Here is a 16,517-nt window from a genome sequence, read left to right on the forward strand (position 1 = left end):
TTGCGTCCTAGCGGACAGCCACGAGGTCAACGACGAAGATCAAGGCCTCGTTGGGCTTGATTGCTCCGCCGGCGCCACGGGATCCATACGCCAGTTCGGAAGGGATCTCCAGGCGGCGACGGCCGCCAACCTTCATACCCAGCAGGCCCTGGTCCCACCCCTGGATGACTTGGCCCACGCCAACACGGAAGTCCAGCGGAGCGCCGCGGCCCCAGGAAGCGTCGAACTCTTCGCCGGTAGACCAGGCGACGCCAACGTAGTGGGTGGAAACGGTATCGCCGGCCTTGGCCTCGGCGCCGGAACCTTCGATGAGGTCCGTGATGACGAGTTCGGTGGGAACATCGCCTTCCGGGAAGTCGATTTCCGGCTTGGTGCGGTCGAAGTCACGCTGACCAAATGACATGGTTGCTCCTTGCTTTGAGGTATGAGTGGTGTCAGGAACCAGCTTAGCCAGTCCCTGATCAGGTGGCTGCCTACTTGATGCCGAGGATGTCAACGACGAACACGAGATCGCCCTTGGCGTCACCCTGTCCGGCCGCGCCGTAAGCAAGGTCCTGCGGGATCACCAGAAGGACGCGGGAGCCAACAGTCTTGCCTTCCAGACCTTGGGTCCAGCCCTTGATGACACCGGAAAGTGCGAAGCTTGCTGTCTGCCCCCGGTCAAAGCTCGAATCGAACTTCTGGCCGCCCACGAGATTGACGCCCACGTAATTCACGGTGAGGGTGTCAGTGGCCTTAACGGCAGCGCCGGAGCCCTTGATGAGGTCCTGCGCGATGAGTTCCTTGGGAGCGGCTGCGCCGTCAACGGAGATCTGAGGGACGCCCTTGTCGTCTTCCTTCACAGTGGGGAGCCCAGCCGGAGGGGTGACTGTCTCGCCTTCCGGCTTCGACAGGACCGGAGCCGCTTCCTTAGCGGAAAGCAGCTTGAAAACCACCAACTGCGTCGAGCCGGCGGCCGCGCCCGCAGCGGCCGCGCCCGGCGCGGCGAACGCGATGTGGGAACCGATCTTGGCGCCAACAATGGCGTTGTAGATCAGCTCATTGCCCTTCTTCAGCTCGTCATTCAGCTCAATGGGCTGGGGGCCATTCTTGTAGACGTCTTCAACGGTCTTGCCGTCATTGCCATCCACGGCGATGTATGCGAGCTCGGCAACCTGGCCGGCCTTGATACGCTCGCCGTTGCCTTCGCTGACTACCTTGATGGTAGGTTCAGCGACGGTTAGCGGCTTGGTGAAGTCCAGACCCGGGGCCTTATCATCGCCGTTGTCCGTCACTTTCACGGAATCGAGTTTGGAGACATCGCCGGATGACTGGCTGGTGGGCTCGGCGGCTGGCGTGCCCCCTCCCCCACACGCAGTGATGAGCAGCAGGGCAGGCAGAAGAATTGCTAGGAGTCGGCGCACAAAAAAGACACTTTCGTCGGGGCAAAGGACACTCGGAAAGGCGCATGGCAGATCCAAGGCAATGGCCTCTTGGAAAGAGGCCACAGTCCAGAATAGCGCGTGAAGCTGGGAGTCCGCTCAGAAAGGCGGTTAGCCCATGGAGTCCAGCAGCGCATCGACGCGGTCGTCAACGCTGCGGAAGGGGTCCTTGCACAGGATCGTCTGGTGTGCGCGGTCGTTGAGCTTCAGGTGTACCCAATCCACCGTGTAATCGCGTCCAAGCTCCTGCGCCCTTCGGACGAAATCTCCCCGCAGTTTGGCCCTGGTTGTCTGTGGGGGCGTGTCCACGGCGTCCTTCACTTCAGTTTCCGGGACCAAACGCCGCGCGGCATCCCGTGATTGCAGCAGGAAGAAGAGGCCGCGCTGCCGGGAAATGTCGTGGTAGGTGAGATCCAATTGAGCGATGCGTGGCGAGTCCAGGCTGAGATCGTGCCGGCGCATGTAACCGTCCATCAGCTTCTTCTTGATCGCCCAGTCCACCTCGGTGTCAATCGTGCTGGTATCGCCACTTTCAATCGCATCCAGGGTCCGCTCCCACAGGTCCAGAATAAGCGGCACGTGGGCATTGTGTGCGCCGTTTGCGGCCACGAACTCTGTGACCTTTGCCAGGTACTCCCGCTGGATATCGAGCGCCGAAAGTTGCCTGCCGTTTGCCAGGCGGACCAAGGCGCTGCCTGTGAGGTCGTGCGAAATTTCCCGGATGCTGCGGATCGGGTTTTCCATTCGCATGTCCCGCATGATCACCCCTGCCTCGATCATGCGCAGGATGAGGTCCACCGTGCCCACTTTGAGGAGTGCCGAGGTTTCGGACATGTTGGAATCACCCACGATCACGTGGAGCCGGCGATAGAACTCGGCGTCGGCATGCGGCTCGTCACGGGTGTTGATAATGGGGCGTGACCTGGTGGTGGCAGAGGACACGCCTTCCCAGATGTGGTCCGCCCGCTGCGAAAAGGCGAAAGTTGCACCATGGGGCGTCTTCAGGACTTTGCCGGCCCCCGCGATGAGCTGACGAGTCACCAGGAACGGGATGAGGATTTCAGCCAGCCTGGAGAACTCACCGCGGCGGGGTATGAGGTAATTTTCGTGGCTGCCGTAGGAGTTTCCGGCGGAGTCGGTGTTGTTCTTGAAGAGGTACACCGTGCCGTTGAAACCCTCTGCAGCGAGGCGGGCCTGGGCCTCATCGACGAGGTCGTCCAGGATGAGCTCGCCGGCGCGGTCGTGGGCGATGAGCTGCGCGAGGTCGTCACATTCCGCGGTGGCGTATTCCGGGTGCGAACCAACGTCCAGGTAAAGGCGTGAACCGTTGGTCAGGAAGACGTTGGAGGACCTGCCCCAGCTCACCACCTTGCGGAACAAGTAGCGGGCCACTTCTTCGGGGGCCAAAGGACGGGAGTCGGGGCTGGAATAGGAAATTCCAAACTCCGTCTCGATGCCGAATATGCGCTTGTCCATCTCAAGCCTCCTCTGTGAGCAGCTGTGTCATGTCCTCGGGAAGCAGACGCCGGAAAGCCCGGCGGGAACCCCTGTGACTCTCCGAGGCGCGGTCCAGGACTGCGGCTTCGACGGCGGTCGCCGGGAGAGCGTCGGCTTCCTTGTCTGTCGCCAATGCGCGCAAAGCCAATCTCATCGCCCCGGCAAAACCAAGCTCAGGCTCCCAAGCCCCGCCGACGACGTCGGAAATCTGATCGGCAAGTCCGCCCATCACCACGAAGCCGTTCTCATCGGCAATCGAACCGTCAAAGGTGAGCCGGTACAGGTGGTCCTGCTCCTGGGTCGGGGCGACTTCCGCCACGGCCAGTTCCACTTCGAAGGGCTTTTGTTCTGCGGTGAACACGGCTCCGAGGCTCTGCGCGTAGACGCTGGCCAATCCCCGGGCTGTCACGTCTTCGCGGTCGTACGAGTAGCCACGGACGTCCGCGTACCGTACCCCGGCCTGCCTCAGGCTTTCGAACTCGTTGTACTTGCCCACTGCCGCGAAGGCGATTTTGTCGTAGATCTCGCCGATTTTGTGCAGCGAAGGTGACGGGTTCTCAGCAATCAAAGCGATGCCATCAGCGCAACTGATCACCACTACGGAACGTCCGCGCGCAATGCCCTTCCGTGCGAAGTCCGCACGGTCCTTCATCAGCTGTTCGGGCGAGACATAGAACTGCTGCGTCATGTCAGGCCTCCCGTCCGGCGATGGCACGGGATTCGACGATGGTGCCGGCTATCGCCGCCAGGTCCCGTTCAGGTACCCGTCGATTACCTGCACGGTTCACGGTGTAAACCACTGGCCACAGCTGGCGGACGGGGTCGGGGCCGCCCGTTGCGGAGTCGTCGTCCGCGGCGTCATAGAGGGCCTCAACCGCGACGGCCACGGCTTGTTCTTCCGAGAGGTTTGGCTTCCACAGCTTTTTCAGGGCTCCACGCGCAAAAACTGAACCGGAACCCACTGAGTGGTGTTCCTGTTCTTCATAGCGTCCACCGGTTACGTCGTAGGAGAAAAGCCGTCCGGTGCCCGATACCTGGTCGAAACCGGCAAACAAGGGAATGACGGCCATTCCCTGCATTGCCATGGGCAGGTTGCCGCGAATCATCGCACCCAATCGGTTGGCCTTGCCTACGAGGCTAAGGAGCGTACCCTCAATCTTTTCGTAGTGCTCCAGTTCCACCTGGAAGAGCCGCGTAATATCGATCGCCAAGCCAGCGGTACCGGCGATGCCCAGCACCGAATACTGGTCCGCGGGAAAGACCTTCTCAATGTGACGGCTGGCGATCACGTTTCCCATGGTTGCCCGCCGGTCTCCCGCCATCAGCACCCCCCCGGCGTATGTCAAGGCGACGATAGTGGTTGCATGCGGCGAGGACGGTACGGTGCCGGCTGGCAACGTCTGGTTGAAGGGAAGGAGTTCGGGACGCGAGCGTTGAAGGTGCTCCGTGAATGAAGACGTTGCCTGGGTGGCCAGGGGGCCGGTTGATGGGTCCTGCATTGCTGCACTCCTTCGACTCTGCATTCCGATGCCCGGCGGCCTCGCGCCGGCCGGGCAGTACATAATTTGTCCGGGTCCGCTTACTGGCCGCCCTTTTGGACGAAGGCCCTGACGAACTCTTCAGCGTTGGATTCCAGGACGCCATCGATTTCGTCAAGGAGATCGTCCACACCCTGGGTCGCGTCCGAGGCCTGGGCTTCGGGTGCTGCCGGCGGGGCCTCCGGGACATCCACTTCAGTCTCGGTGTCCCGTGACTGCGGTTGCTGCTGCTCCTGAGCTGCCATTTCTTTCTCCCTACTGTCAGTCCCCGTTTGTGGAGACTTCCTACTGCCATATTGCCACGCTGTGGGCTGCTCCGCCCGGCTTTGCGAGGGCACCATTTTTCCGGTGGCTGAATGCCTCAGTCCTTGGGCGGCGGCGGCTTTTGGCCCAGCAATTCGGCCAGGAACGAGCCCGCTTCCTGATGCCGGTCAAAGAGGGCGCCCGTCAGCGCCTTGGTTCCCCGCAGTGGTTCGCGGGTGGGTACACGCTGCAGTTTCCCAAGTCCCGGAACGTCGAAAATGACCGAGTCCCAACTGGCGCCGACAACATCTTTGCCGAAGCTTGAAACGCACCGTCCGCGGAAGTACGCTCGCGTGTCCGACGGCGGTTCACTCACGGCCCTGGCGACGTCGGCGTCGTCGACGATCCGGATCATCCTGTCCCTGGACAGCATCCTGTAGTAAAGACCCTTTTCGGGCCGGATATCGGACCACTGGAGATCGACCAACCCGAGCCTGGCATCGTCCCAACCAAGGCCGTCGCGGTTCCGGTACCCCTCAAGGAGGGACTTCTTGGCTACCCACTCCACCGATGAGGCAGCAGCAGCGGGGTTGCTGCCCAGCACTGACAGGGTGGATTCCCAGCGCTCAAGAACGCCATGCGTGTGCCCGTCACCACTGACGGAATCTGCAACTCCGGTCTCCTGCGCCAGCTTTGCGGCGGCCTCGTAGTACATCCACTGGACGTCCAGGGCGGTCACCCTTCGCCCGTCCAGCAGTCTTACCGTGGTGGTCAGGGTTGTGTCATGACTGATGGCCTGCAGCGCCTGAACGGGTTCATGGACTTCGATGCGGGGCGCCTGGCCAGCCTCAATGAGACTAAGAACCATGGCCGTGGTGCCGAACTTCAGGTAGTTGGAAACCTGGCTGAGGTTCGCATCGCCGATAATGACGTGGAGCCGCCGGTATTTATCCGCCGTCGCATGGGGCTCGTCGCGGGTGTTGATGATGGGGCGTCGGATAGTGGTCTCAAGGCCCACCTCAGCCTCGAAGAAGTCTGCCCGTTGGCTGATCTGGTAGCCGGCAGTGGAACTGTCCTGCCCGATCCCCACACGTCCGGCTCCACAAATAACCTGCCGGGACACGAAGAATGGTGTGAGCCCCCGGATAATGTCGGAAAAGGGAACTGAACGGGGCATGAGGTAGTTCTCGTGCGAGCCATAGGACACTGACTTGTTGTCAGTGTTGTTCTTGTAGAGATTGATCGGCGGAAGGCTGGTGTCTGCCGCCACTTTCCTCACGGTGGCAAGTGCGACGAGATCACCGGCGGCATCCCAGGCCACCGCATCCCGTGGGTTGGTGACTTCGGGGCTTGAGTATTCCGGGTGAGCGTGGTCCACGTAAAGGCGCGCGCCGTTCCCGAGGACCATGTTCATCAGGAGCGATCCGGACTCGTCCTGGCCGTCCAGCTCCAGTTCCTGGCGGCCATACGCCAACGCGACTGCCTCGGCGTCGAGCACTGGCGGCTGGTCAGTTAACTGGCTGGGATCGGCCGACGCCCGGTCAACGGTCCAGCCGCGGGCATCGTGTAAAGGTTCTTCGTCCGTGTAGTCCCAGCGGGTTTCCGCTCCCCCGGCGGCACGTTGGCGCGTGACCGTGGCATAGGCCTGGATGATCCGGGCGGACATCATCGTGGCGTTCGCCCCAGGCGCCGACGGCGCATGGATTCCGTACTCGGTTTCGGAACCCATGACGCGCATGGCGCCGCCCGCAGGCAACCTTTCCCCGGGCACACCCTCGGTTTTGGCCGTCACAGGTACTGACCTGTGTTGGCCGTGGTCTCGATCGACTTGCCGGGTTCCTGGCCGGCCTTCCCTTGCACGATCGTGCGGATGTACGTGATCCGTTCACCCTTCTTCCCTGAGATCCTTGCCCAGTCGTCAGGGTTTGTGGTGTTCGGCATATCCTCGTGTTCCCGGAATTCATCCACCACTGCACGCAGCAGGTGGTCAATCCTCAGGCCCTTCTGATGGTTTGTCAGCAGGTCTTTAATGGCGTACTTCTTAGCCCTGTCCACGACGTTCTGAACCACGGCGCCTGAGTTGAAATCCTTGAAGTACAGCATTTCCGTATCACCGTTGGCGTACGTGACTTCAAGGTATTCGTTCGACTTCTCGGTGGAGTACATTGCCTCCACGGTTCGCTGGATCATGGCGTCGACAGTAGCTTGGACGTCCCCGCCGTACTCCGCCAGATCCTGTGCATGGAAGGGGAGATCGGTGGTGATGTACTTGCCAAAGATGTCTGCAGCGGCTTCGGCGTCGGGTCGCTGGATCTTGACCTTTACGTCAAGGCGGCCCGGCCGGAGGATCGCGGGATCGATCATGTCCTCACGGTTTGAGGCACCAATGACGATTACGTTGTCCAATCGCTCCACGCCATCAATCTCGCTGAGCAGCTGCGGGACGATGGTGGTTTCGACGTCGGAAGACACGCCAGTTCCTCGGGTGCGGAACAGCGAATCCATTTCATCGAAGAAAACCACCACGGGGCTGCCATCGGACGCTTTTTCCCGGGCACGGGAGAAGATCAGCCGGATGTGCCGTTCGGTTTCGCCGACGTACTTATCCAGGAGCTCAGGACCCTTGATATTGAGGAAGTAGCTCTTAAGGTCGGTGTTGCCTGCGCGCTCAGCGGCACGGGCTGCCAGGGAATTGGCCACAGCCTTGGCGATGAGGGTCTTGCCGCAACCTGGCGGACCGTAGAGAAGGATGCCCTTGGGCGCCTTGAGCCCGTGTTCCCGGTAAAGGTCCGGATGCAGGAACGGGAGTTCAACGGCATCGCGGATCTGTTCGATCTGCGGACCAAGGCCGCCGATGTCCTGATAGGTGATGTCCGGAACTTCTTCCAGGACAAGGTTCTCCACCTCAGCGCGCGGAACTTTCTCCAGCGCGTAGCCGGTGCGCGAATCCAGTGACAGTGCGTCTCCTACCTTCAGGTGCACGCTTTGCAACGCTCCGGAAAGGCGGACTACGCGTTCTTCGTCCGCGCGGCCTACTACCAACGCACGGTCCTTGCCCAGCATCTCCTTGAGCGTAACGAGTTCACCCGCCCGTTCGTAGCCGAGTCCGGCAACCACCAGCAGGGCCTCATTCAAGAGGACTTCCTGGCCAACGGCGAGTTGGTTGACATTTACCAGCGGGCTGATGCCTACACGCATCTTGCGCCCTGCATTGAAAATGTCCACGGATTCCTCCGTGGCCGCTTGGCCGGAACTTCCCGGGCCCGGCTGCCTGCGGGGGTTGATCTGTACCACTGTTCCGAAGCTGTAGGGCGGCTGCCCTTCCTGCTCCAAAGCACCCTTCAAACGGAGGATCTCGCTCTTCGCCGTTTCAAGCATGCTGACGAGCTTGCTGTTGTTCTGGGTGGCGGCGGCAAGCTGGCGGTCGATGTGGCGAAGCTTGTCCCGAAGGATGTTGATCTGGCGTTCGGCCACGGTCAATTCACTGGATGGGTCGGGCGGCTGGATGGCGGCAAGCCTCCGGTTTGCTGCCTCTTCAGCTGCGGCGTTAGCTTCCTCCGGCGTCGGCCGTCCAATGTCGTTGTTGTTCGACGTATCCACGATTCATCAGCCCCTTCCTGCGCTTAACAAGACCTTAGTCCCGAAAAGCGCAGGGTGCTTGGTGACATCCGGAATGCGGACCCTATTGTGACCTTTTCAGTTTGTGACCGAGGGCTCGTCCTGGACGTTGGTTCCGGCGATGGCATCACGTGCAGCGCGCCGGAGTTTCTTGTCCGATACTGCGCGCTCCCCTACTGCTCCCGGAGTCCAGGCGTTCAGGTCTTCCTCGCTGAATTCGGTCTTGGACGGGCGCCGTTTGACGGAGATTCCCGTGACGCCGTCGGCGAGCCGCCTGGTGACCAGGAGGAATCCAGTATGGGCCACCATGCGGTGATCCGGACGGACGGCGAGTCCTTCAAGGTGCCAGCCGCGGACCATGGATTCCCAGGCGTCCGGCTCGGTGAAGCGTCCGTCAGCGCGGATGGCTTCGGCGGTGCGGGACAACTGGGTGACGGTTGCTACGTAATTGATCCAGACGCCGCCGGGAGCCAGGACTGTGGCAACAGCGTCCAAGCACTCCCACGGAGCGAGCATGTCCAGCACTACACGGTCTACGGAGCCGGGTGCCTCGGCCTTGACTACCTCTTCCTGGAAGTCGCCCAGGGAGATCTGCCAAGCGGGGTGCGGGCCACCGAAGATCGTCTCGACGTTCCCCCGGGCGATGTCCGCGAATTCTTCGCGCCGCTCAAAGGAATGGAGGTAGCCGCCGTCGCCTACTGCACGGAGCAGGGAAATGGACAGCGCGCCGGAGCCAACGCCGGCTTCAACAACGCGGGCCCCGGGGAAGATGTCAGCCATCGTGACGATCTGGCCAGCATCCTTGGGATAGACGACGGCCGCGCCACGCGGCATGGACAGGACGAAGTCCGAGAGCAAGGGCCGCAGCGTCTGGTACTGCTGCCCGATGTTATTGCTGACTACCGAACCATCAACCTTGCCGATGATTTCGTCGTGGTTCAGGAACCCTCGGTGGGTATGAAAAGCTCCGCCCACCTCAAGCGTGATGGTGTTCATCCGGCCACGCTCATCCGTGAGCTGCACCCGCTCGCCCACACGGAAAGGCCCACGGCGCCGGGCTGCCCCGGTTGGCTGCGTGGCAGAGTCGGTGGCTGGCTTGTCAGTGCCTGTGTCCGCGCCCGGGACAGTGCCTGCGATTGTCTGCGCCGCGGCGGTTTCGCTGCTCATGTGGTGTTCCTCGCTCCTGGGCGGCTGCGCCGCCATGTGTTGCTGCCGTATGGGCGTCGAAAATCGATGGTTTATTTTTTATGGACCGGCACGTAACTCTACCGGCAAGCCCGTTAGGCGCGCCCGCTGCCCCGGGCTTCTTTACCTGTTATCGCTGTCACTACTGCTTGCTGCCTGAGCAACCCGGTCACGGTTCCGTTGTGGTCCACCACAGCGTATTCGCCACCCTCCAGCCGCGCCAGATACTGGATCAGCTCCTGGCCTTTGGACCATTCAGGGACGTAGGCACCGGCCGCCAGTGCATGCGCTACGGCGGTGACCGGCGTCGTCGCTACGGCCGCGGGAGGAACCGCGGCAGCCGCGCCGGGATCAACCACTCCCTGAGGCTTTCCGTCAGGTCCGCAAATTACGACGGCGGGACGCCCGGCAGGTGATACCGCCAGGATGTCTGCCACAGTCGCCGCGTTCGGGAGACCCACTGCGGGCTCCGCTAGCCCGGCCGCGCTCACCAGGTAAAGGCGGCTGCGGAGTTTTGCGTGGTTGATGGAGCTGGAGGCTCCCATCCAGAGGAAACCGCACACAAGGACGGTGATGAGCATGAGGCTGATGTCCAGGGGCGCTCCGGTGAGGAACGGAACTCCGATGAACCAAATGACAAGTGCGGCGACGATGACACGGCCTGACCATCCTGCCGCTATGGTTCCCTTGTCCTGGCTGCCCGTGGCCTTCCAGACCGCCGACTCCACCAATCGGCCGCCATCCAAGGGCAATCCGGGAAGAACATTGAAGATGCCAATAAGGAGGTTGGCCCACATCAGGATGTTTGCCAGGATTTCCGCGACGCCACCGAGGATGCCTGAAGAAAGGACAGCCCACATGCCGCCGGCCAGGACAAAGTTTGACACCGGTCCGGCAAGGGCGACGATGACAGAGCGTCCCGGGGATGCGGTGAAGCTCTCGAATTGGGTGTGGCCGCCCCACAGGTTCAGGACAATCTTTTCCGTTGGCCAGTTGAACGCTTTGGCGCTGAGCGCATGTGCAAGCTCGTGGACCAGGACGGAGAGCGCGAGCAGCAAGGCATAGCCGAGGGCAACAAAGTAGGCCCAGATGCCGAGGTTGGGCATCCGCACCAGCAGGGCAGGCCCATAGACGATGACGGTGAAGCCGGCGATAACGAACCACGAGTACGCGAGGTACACGGAGATTCCGGCGATTTTTCCGAGAGGGATGCCGTCCTTTTTGGTCACAGCATGGTGTGGCGTGGAGGAGCTGCTCACCTAGTTTGCCCCTTCAAGCAGGTTTCCCTGTGCGAAGCGGTTGGCAACCAGCTGGCTGACGTCCGCCGCGGACCGGCCCACCAGGGTTTCCCACATGACCATGCCAGGGTACTCGGGCAACGGAACCTGGTGCGGAATGCCCACGGTCAGCACTCCGGATGCCAGGGCAGCCGTAGCGCCCGGGATGGAATCTTCCAGCGCAACACAGTGATCGATGGTCAGCGACGGGTCATCGAGCCGGAGCCGTTCAACAGCCGTGAGGTAGGCCTCCGGGTGGGGCTTGCCGTTGCTGACGGTGTCTCCCGTGACCAGGAATTCGAAGTAGGGCTTGGGAAGGCTTTCGACAATAACGCCGGCCAGCGGGCCCTCGGACATGGTGACCAGGGCACAACGGATGCCTGCCTGGTGCAATTCGTCCAGCAACTCGCGTGCTCCTGGGCGCCAGGGAACTTCATTGCGGACGTGCTTGATTACCTGTGCGCTGAGGGTATCCACAATTTCCCGGGCTTCGAGGCGGACTCCTGCAGCTTGGAGCACTGCGGCCGAGTGCATCAGGGACTGCCCCACCAACTGCATGGCCTGCTGGTGTGACCAGCTCCCACCATGCGCCTCCACGAGTGCGCGCTCGGCGGCGATCCAGTAGGGCTCAGTGTCCACTAGGGTGCCATCCATATCCCAGAGCACGGCTTTGAGGAGGGGCTGACTGGATGACGAAGGCATGGTTTCAAGTCTACGTGGAAGCCGGGGCGCTTCCGGCCGGGCTTGCGCTGTGGGCGAATACAGGACACGCTTCGGGGCGAAATGCCATGCATCCACAAGGGTCTTGGACGTAGGGTGAGTGGATGAACAGTGTGGACGGGACCCCCGAAGGACAGGACATCACCGCGGAGCCCGAGCGTTTCCTTAAGGAACCCGCGGAAGGCCAGCGCGTCACCGTAATGATCGCCGCGTTTGAAGGTTGGAACGACGCCGGCGAGGCCGCCAGCGATGCGCTGCACTATTTGAATAAGCTCTGGGACGGCAAGAAGGTTGCCACAGTGGACGCCGAGGAGTACTACGACTTCCAGTTCACCCGGCCCACCGTGCGGCGTACGTCCTCTGGTGCGCGCAAGGTCAAATGGCCCTCGACGCGGATCTACAAAGCGTCAGTTCCGGACAGCAATGTGGATGTGGTGTTTGTTCTGGGCACAGAACCTTCATACCGTTGGCGCGCCTACACCACCGAACTCCTGGTCCACGCCGAAGCGCTGAAGGTGGACTCGGTCATTCTTGTGGGTGCGCTGCTGGCCGACGTTCCGCACAGCAGGCCCATTCCGGTAAGCACCACCACGGAAGACAGTTCACTTCGGGAACGGTTGAACCTGGAGGCCTCCCAATACGAGGGGCCCGTGGGAATTGTGGGGGTGCTGGCCGAGTTTGCCATGCTGGCAGGGCTGCCGACGGTTTCCCTGTGGGCAGCGGTCCCCCACTATGTCGCACAGCCGCCCTCGCCCAAGGCCCAACTCGCCATCCTTCACAAGATCGAGGACTTGCTCCAGGTTCCCCTTGACAGCCAGGCCCTGGCGGAAGAGTCCGAGGCCTGGGAACGCGGAGTGGACGAACTTGCCACCGAAGATCCTGAGATTGCTGCCTACGTACGCCAACTGGAGGAGGCCAAGGACACAGCGGACCTCCCGGAAGCCTCGGGCGAATCGATCGCCCGGGAGTTCGAGCGCTACCTCAAGCGGCGGGGTAAGGACCGGCCCTAAAGCTCCACGCCGAGCAGCGCGTCTACGGCATCGCTCATAAGTGCGGCGTCGATCCCGGACGCCGGAGCGTTGTTCCGCAATGCCTCCTCAGCCCAGCGATCGACAGCGGCCATCGCTCCGGGAGCGTTGAGGTCATTGGCCAATTCCAGGCGCATGGCGGCGACGAGCGCTGCGGCCGAACCGGCAGGAGCAGCGTCACGGGCATTGCGCCACTGGGCCAGCCGATCCTTTGCTGCCCCGAAGTCCGCCTCAGTCCAGGACCAATCAGAGCGGTAATGGTGGGCGAGGATCGCAAGGCGGATGGCTGCGGGTTCTTCTCCAGCAGCCCGGAGCTTGGAGACAAGAACCAGGTTGCCCTTTGACTTGCTCATCTTTTCCCCGTCGAGGCCCACCATGCCGGCATGGGCATAGTGTCGGGCAAGCGGAACGCCCGCCAGCGAGTAGGCGTGTCCTGCTCCCATTTCGTGGTGGGGGAAGATGAGGTCCGAGCCGCCACCCTGCACGGTAAATGGTGCGGGCAGGTACTTCTGTGCGATGACCGTACACTCGATGTGCCACCCGGGACGGCCGTCGCCCAAAGTGGCCCCCGGCCAACTGGGTTCTCCTTCGCGTGCCACCCGCCAGAGCAAGGGGTCGAGCGCCTGGCGTTTGCCTGCCCTGTCCGGATCGCCCCCGCGCTCTGCAAAAAGGGCAAGCATTTCCGCTTCGCCGAGACCTGAAACGTCGCCCAGAGTCCATGCATCCGTGGCGTCGGATCGTTTGCCGGCCATTTCGACGTCGTAGTAGACATCGCCGTCGGGCTCCCCATCAGTACCTTGTACGCGGTAGGCGACGCCGTCCGCAATAAGCCGCTCGATCGCCGGCACAATATCCGGAATGGCTTCGACTGCGCCGATGTAGTGATTGGGGGCAAGGACGTTCAGGGCGTCCATATCGGTGTGGAACAGTTCAATCTGGCTCTGCGCCAAGTCACGCCAGTCCACGCCGGTGGCCGTGGCGCGTTCAAGCAGCGGGTCATCGATGTCCGTAACGTTCTGGACGTAGGCCACCCGGACCCCGGCGTCGCGCCATGTCCTGTTGAGGAGGTCGAAGGCCACATAGCTGGCGGCGTGGCCCATGTGCGTCGCGTCGTACGGCGTAATGCCGCAGACGTACATCGATTGTTCCGGCTGCGGCTCTATCTCCACGACGCGGCCGAGGGCGGTGTCGAAGAGGCGTAGTTGCGGCATGCTGCCGGGCAGCTCAGGAACAGGGCGGGAAGTCCACGATTTCACGACTCAACCTTAGTGCTAGGCGCTGATCACATTGAAACCGAGCAGGACATACAAGGCCAGGCCAAGAAGGATGCGGTACCAGACAAAGAGCCTGTAACTGCGTGTGGAGACGAACTTCAGGAACCAGCCGATGATCACGTAGCCCACCACGAAGGCGATGACTGTGGCCAGTGCCGTCTCCGGAAGGCCGTAGGGACCGGCGAGCCCCTCCTTGGAAACCGTTTTGTAGAGCTGGTAGAGGCCGCTGCCGAAAACCGCCGGAATGGCGAGGAGGAACGAGTAGCGAGCCGCAGCTTCACGTGTGTACCCCATCAGCAGCCCGGCAGTGATGGTTCCGCCGGAACGCGAAACGCCGGGAATAAGGGCCATCGCCTGGGCAAGGCCGTACAGAATGCCATGCTTATAGCTGAGCTGTGTGAGATCCCGTTCCTGGCAGCCAATGGCGTCGGCAACTGCCAGGATCATGCCGAAGACAATGAGCATGGTGGCAACTATCCACATGCTTCGCAGGACCGACTCGATCTGGTCCTGGAACAACAAGCCGAGCACGATGATGGGGAGGCTGCCCAGGATTACCAGCCATCCCATTCGGGCGTCTGGATCGTTTCGTGGGACTTTCCCACTCAGGGACCTGAACCAGGCCCCGATGATCCGCACGAGGTCGCGCCAGAAATAGACAATGACCGCCGTCTCCGTACCCAGTTGGATAATGGCCGTGAAGGCGGCTCCGGGATCGGCTGCATTCGGAAGGAATGAGCCCACGATCCGCAAGTGGGCGCTTGAGGAGATCGGGAGGAATTCGGTGAGGCCTTGCACCAGGCCCAGCAAGGCTGCTTCTATCCAGTTCACGTGAATAGACCCTACGTCATGAAGACTAGGATCTCCCCGTAAGCTATCAGCATGCAGCAGCGTTATGTCGGGAACAGCGGGTTCCGTGTCTCCTCTTTGTCCCTCGGAACAATGTCCTGGGCGCAGGAGACGGATGAGCAGGACGCCGCGGAGTTGCTCCACGCTTTCGTGGACGCAGGTGGCACCGTCATCGACACCGCTGCATCGTATGCCCAGGGCCAGGCTGAGGCCATGCTGGGCTCCATGTTGGGTGATGTCGTGGCTCGCTCGGAAGTCGTGATCTCAACCAAAGCCGGCGTCTCGTCGTCGGAATCACGGCGCAGCATCAACGCATCACGCGGTGCCCTGCTCGCGGCGTTGGACGCCAGCCTGGCAAGGCTTGGAACGGACTACCTCGATATCTGGTTCGTTCAGGAGTGGGACCCGAATGTTCCCTTGGACGAGACTCTGTCAGCGCTGGAGCTCGCACAGAGGTCAGGACGCGCCCGCTATGTGGGAATTTCCAATTACAATGGGTGGCAGACAGCCAAAGCGGCGGCAGTGGCTGGTTTCACGCTCGTAGCCAACCAATCCGAATATTCCCTGGTGCAGCGAAAGCCGGAGGAAGAGCTCATTCCTGCCGTGGAGGATGCCGGGCTCGGCCTGATGGCTTGGGCTCCCCTGGGCCGCGGTGTCTTGAGCGGAAAGTACCGGGGCCAGATTCCCGTGGATTCCCGTGCCGCGCAGAGCAGGCTTGCTGCCTATGTGGAGACATACCTTGAACCGAAGGCATCACGGGTAGTGGAGGCCGTCGCCATGGCCGCCCGGGGGCTGGGACGATCGCCCCTAGACGTGTCGCTGAGTTGGTTGCTTTCCCGTCCCGGCGTTGCCACGGCGATAGTGGGAGCCCGGAACGCCGTCCAGCTCAAGGAATTGCTGGATGCCAAGTTGACGGTTCTCCCGGCCGAGATTGCGCGTGCCCTGGAAGACGTCTCGGCGGCATAGCCCTCGAGTTCCTTACTGGCGGTCGAGGATGTCCAACAAGTAGCTGCCGTAGCCACTCTTGGCGAGCTTGGAAGCCTGCTGGCGGAGTTCTTCGTCGTTCAAGTATCCCATTCGCCATGCAACCTCCTCCGGCGCTCCGATCTTCAGGCCCTGCCGGTTCTCGGTAGTGCGGACATAGTTTGAAGCATCGTTGAGGTCGCCGAAGGTTCCCGTATCCAGCCAGGCGGTCCCGCGGGGGAATTTTTGTACGTGGAGCCTGCCGAGCTCCATGTACTGCCGGTTGATATCCGTGATCTCCAGCTCCCCTCGAGGGGAAGGTTTGAGGTTTTTTGCCATGGCGACGACGTCGTTGTCGTAGAAGTACAGGCCCGGGACCGCGTAATTGCTCTTTGGGGACGCGGGCTTTTCTTCGATGGAGACGGCCAGACCATCGTCATCGAATTCCACGACGCCGTAAGCACTTGGATCCTTGACCCAGTAACCAAAGATCGCGCCACCTTCGACGTCGGCGTACTTGCGGAATTGGTTACCCATTCCGGGACCGTTGAAGATGTTGTCACCCAGGATGAGCGCTACTTTGCCATTGCCAATGTGCTGCTCCCCCAGGATGAATGCCTGGGCCAGGCCGTCCGGTGTCGGCTGCTGTGCATAGCTGAGGTTTATCCCAAATTGGGATCCATCCCCCAGGAGATTCTCGAACTGAGGGGCATCAGTCGGTGTGGTGATGATCAGGATGTCACGGATTCCAGCCAGCATCAGCGTGCACAGGGGGTAGTAAATCATTGGTTTGTCGAAGACCGGGACCAATTGCTTACTGATGCCAAGCGTAATGGGATGAAGCCTGGAACCTGTGCCGCCGGCAAGAATTATCCCGCGCATATTTGCTGTCCCTCCCGCTGCA

General features: G+C 61.7%; 16 protein-coding genes. 2 read left to right on the forward strand and 14 right to left on the reverse strand.

Translation table 11 applies throughout. The features are described from left to right. Positions 1 to 7: 7 nt before the first annotated feature. The 11 genes from AC1DD5_RS11515 to AC1DD5_RS11565 all read right to left on the reverse strand — a co-directional run bounded on the left by AC1DD5_RS11515 (position 8) and on the right by AC1DD5_RS11565 (position 11,481). The gene (locus tag AC1DD5_RS11515; RefSeq protein ID WP_216925697.1) at positions 8 to 403 is read right to left on the reverse strand and encodes an FKBP-type peptidyl-prolyl cis-trans isomerase; all 396 of its coding nucleotides are present in this window, start codon (positions 401 to 403) and stop codon (positions 8 to 10) included. 70 nt (positions 404 to 473) lie between these two features. Further along, positions 474 to 1,403: an FKBP-type peptidyl-prolyl cis-trans isomerase gene (locus tag AC1DD5_RS11520; RefSeq protein ID WP_477521508.1), complete on the reverse strand. Its 930-nt coding sequence runs from the start codon at positions 1,401 to 1,403 to the stop codon at positions 474 to 476. A 129-nt stretch (positions 1,404 to 1,532) separates the two neighbouring features. Then, complete coding sequence (gene pafA, locus AC1DD5_RS11525) at positions 1,533 to 2,897, reverse strand: Pup--protein ligase (protein ID WP_224164420.1); 1,365 nt, start codon at positions 2,895 to 2,897, stop codon at positions 1,533 to 1,535. Between the two features lies 1 nt (position 2,898). Further along, entirely contained in the window at positions 2,899 to 3,606 is a 708-nt protein-coding gene (prcA, locus tag AC1DD5_RS11530) for a proteasome subunit alpha (RefSeq protein ID WP_477521509.1), read from the reverse strand. Between the two features lies 1 nt (position 3,607). Then, complete coding sequence (gene prcB / locus AC1DD5_RS11535; RefSeq protein WP_223932797.1) at positions 3,608 to 4,417, reverse strand: proteasome subunit beta; 810 nt, start codon at positions 4,415 to 4,417, stop codon at positions 3,608 to 3,610. Between the two features lie 80 nt (positions 4,418 to 4,497). Further along, complete coding sequence (locus AC1DD5_RS11540; protein WP_216925702.1) at positions 4,498 to 4,701, reverse strand: ubiquitin-like protein Pup; 204 nt, start codon at positions 4,699 to 4,701, stop codon at positions 4,498 to 4,500. 116 nt (positions 4,702 to 4,817) lie between these two features. Next, positions 4,818 to 6,437, reverse strand: coding sequence for a depupylase/deamidase Dop (gene dop, locus AC1DD5_RS11545; RefSeq protein WP_477521594.1), 1,620 nt, complete (start codon positions 6,435 to 6,437; stop codon positions 4,818 to 4,820). Between the two features lie 50 nt (positions 6,438 to 6,487). Next, the gene (gene arc / locus AC1DD5_RS11550) at positions 6,488 to 8,299 is read right to left on the reverse strand and encodes a proteasome ATPase (protein ID WP_431115286.1); all 1,812 of its coding nucleotides are present in this window, start codon (positions 8,297 to 8,299) and stop codon (positions 6,488 to 6,490) included. A gap of 96 nt (positions 8,300 to 8,395) precedes the next feature. Then, positions 8,396 to 9,484, reverse strand: a complete 1,089-nt coding sequence (locus tag AC1DD5_RS11555; protein ID WP_442005320.1) for a tRNA (adenine-N1)-methyltransferase — start codon at positions 9,482 to 9,484, stop codon at positions 8,396 to 8,398. Positions 9,485 to 9,597: 113 nt separating this feature from the next. After that, positions 9,598 to 10,761, reverse strand: a complete 1,164-nt coding sequence (locus tag AC1DD5_RS11560; protein ID WP_477517384.1) for a site-2 protease family protein — start codon at positions 10,759 to 10,761, stop codon at positions 9,598 to 9,600. Further along, positions 10,762 to 11,481: an HAD family hydrolase gene (locus AC1DD5_RS11565; protein WP_477517383.1), complete on the reverse strand. Its 720-nt coding sequence runs from the start codon at positions 11,479 to 11,481 to the stop codon at positions 10,762 to 10,764. A 122-nt stretch (positions 11,482 to 11,603) separates the two neighbouring features. On the opposite strand from AC1DD5_RS11565, the gene AC1DD5_RS11570 reads away from it, so the two are divergent. After that, on the forward strand, positions 11,604 to 12,509 hold the full coding sequence (locus AC1DD5_RS11570; protein WP_431115281.1) for a PAC2 family protein: 906 nt from the start codon (positions 11,604 to 11,606) through the stop codon (positions 12,507 to 12,509). On the opposite strand, the gene mshC is transcribed toward AC1DD5_RS11570, so the two are convergent. Together mshC and AC1DD5_RS11580 are read right to left on the reverse strand one after the other, a co-directional pair. Further along, positions 12,506 to 13,783 (reverse strand): cysteine--1-D-myo-inosityl 2-amino-2-deoxy-alpha-D-glucopyranoside ligase, encoded by a 1,278-nt coding sequence (gene mshC / locus AC1DD5_RS11575; protein WP_477521510.1) that lies wholly within the window; start codon positions 13,781 to 13,783, stop codon positions 12,506 to 12,508. The genes AC1DD5_RS11570 and mshC overlap by 4 nt on opposite strands. A gap of 15 nt (positions 13,784 to 13,798) precedes the next feature. Then, the gene (locus AC1DD5_RS11580; RefSeq protein ID WP_442005324.1) at positions 13,799 to 14,632 is read right to left on the reverse strand and encodes an undecaprenyl-diphosphate phosphatase; all 834 of its coding nucleotides are present in this window, start codon (positions 14,630 to 14,632) and stop codon (positions 13,799 to 13,801) included. Positions 14,633 to 14,683: 51 nt separating this feature from the next. Between AC1DD5_RS11580 and AC1DD5_RS11585 the strand changes: the two genes are divergently transcribed. Then, the gene (locus AC1DD5_RS11585; RefSeq protein WP_477521511.1) at positions 14,684 to 15,616 is read left to right on the forward strand and encodes an aldo/keto reductase; all 933 of its coding nucleotides are present in this window, start codon (positions 14,684 to 14,686) and stop codon (positions 15,614 to 15,616) included. Between the two features lie 12 nt (positions 15,617 to 15,628). On the opposite strand, the gene rfbA is transcribed toward AC1DD5_RS11585, so the two are convergent. Further along, on the reverse strand, positions 15,629 to 16,495 hold the full coding sequence (gene rfbA, locus AC1DD5_RS11590; protein WP_477521512.1) for a glucose-1-phosphate thymidylyltransferase RfbA: 867 nt from the start codon (positions 16,493 to 16,495) through the stop codon (positions 15,629 to 15,631). Positions 16,496 to 16,517 lie beyond the last annotated feature (22 nt).

It is taken from the genome of Paenarthrobacter sp. 10L420 (assembly GCF_056395385.1).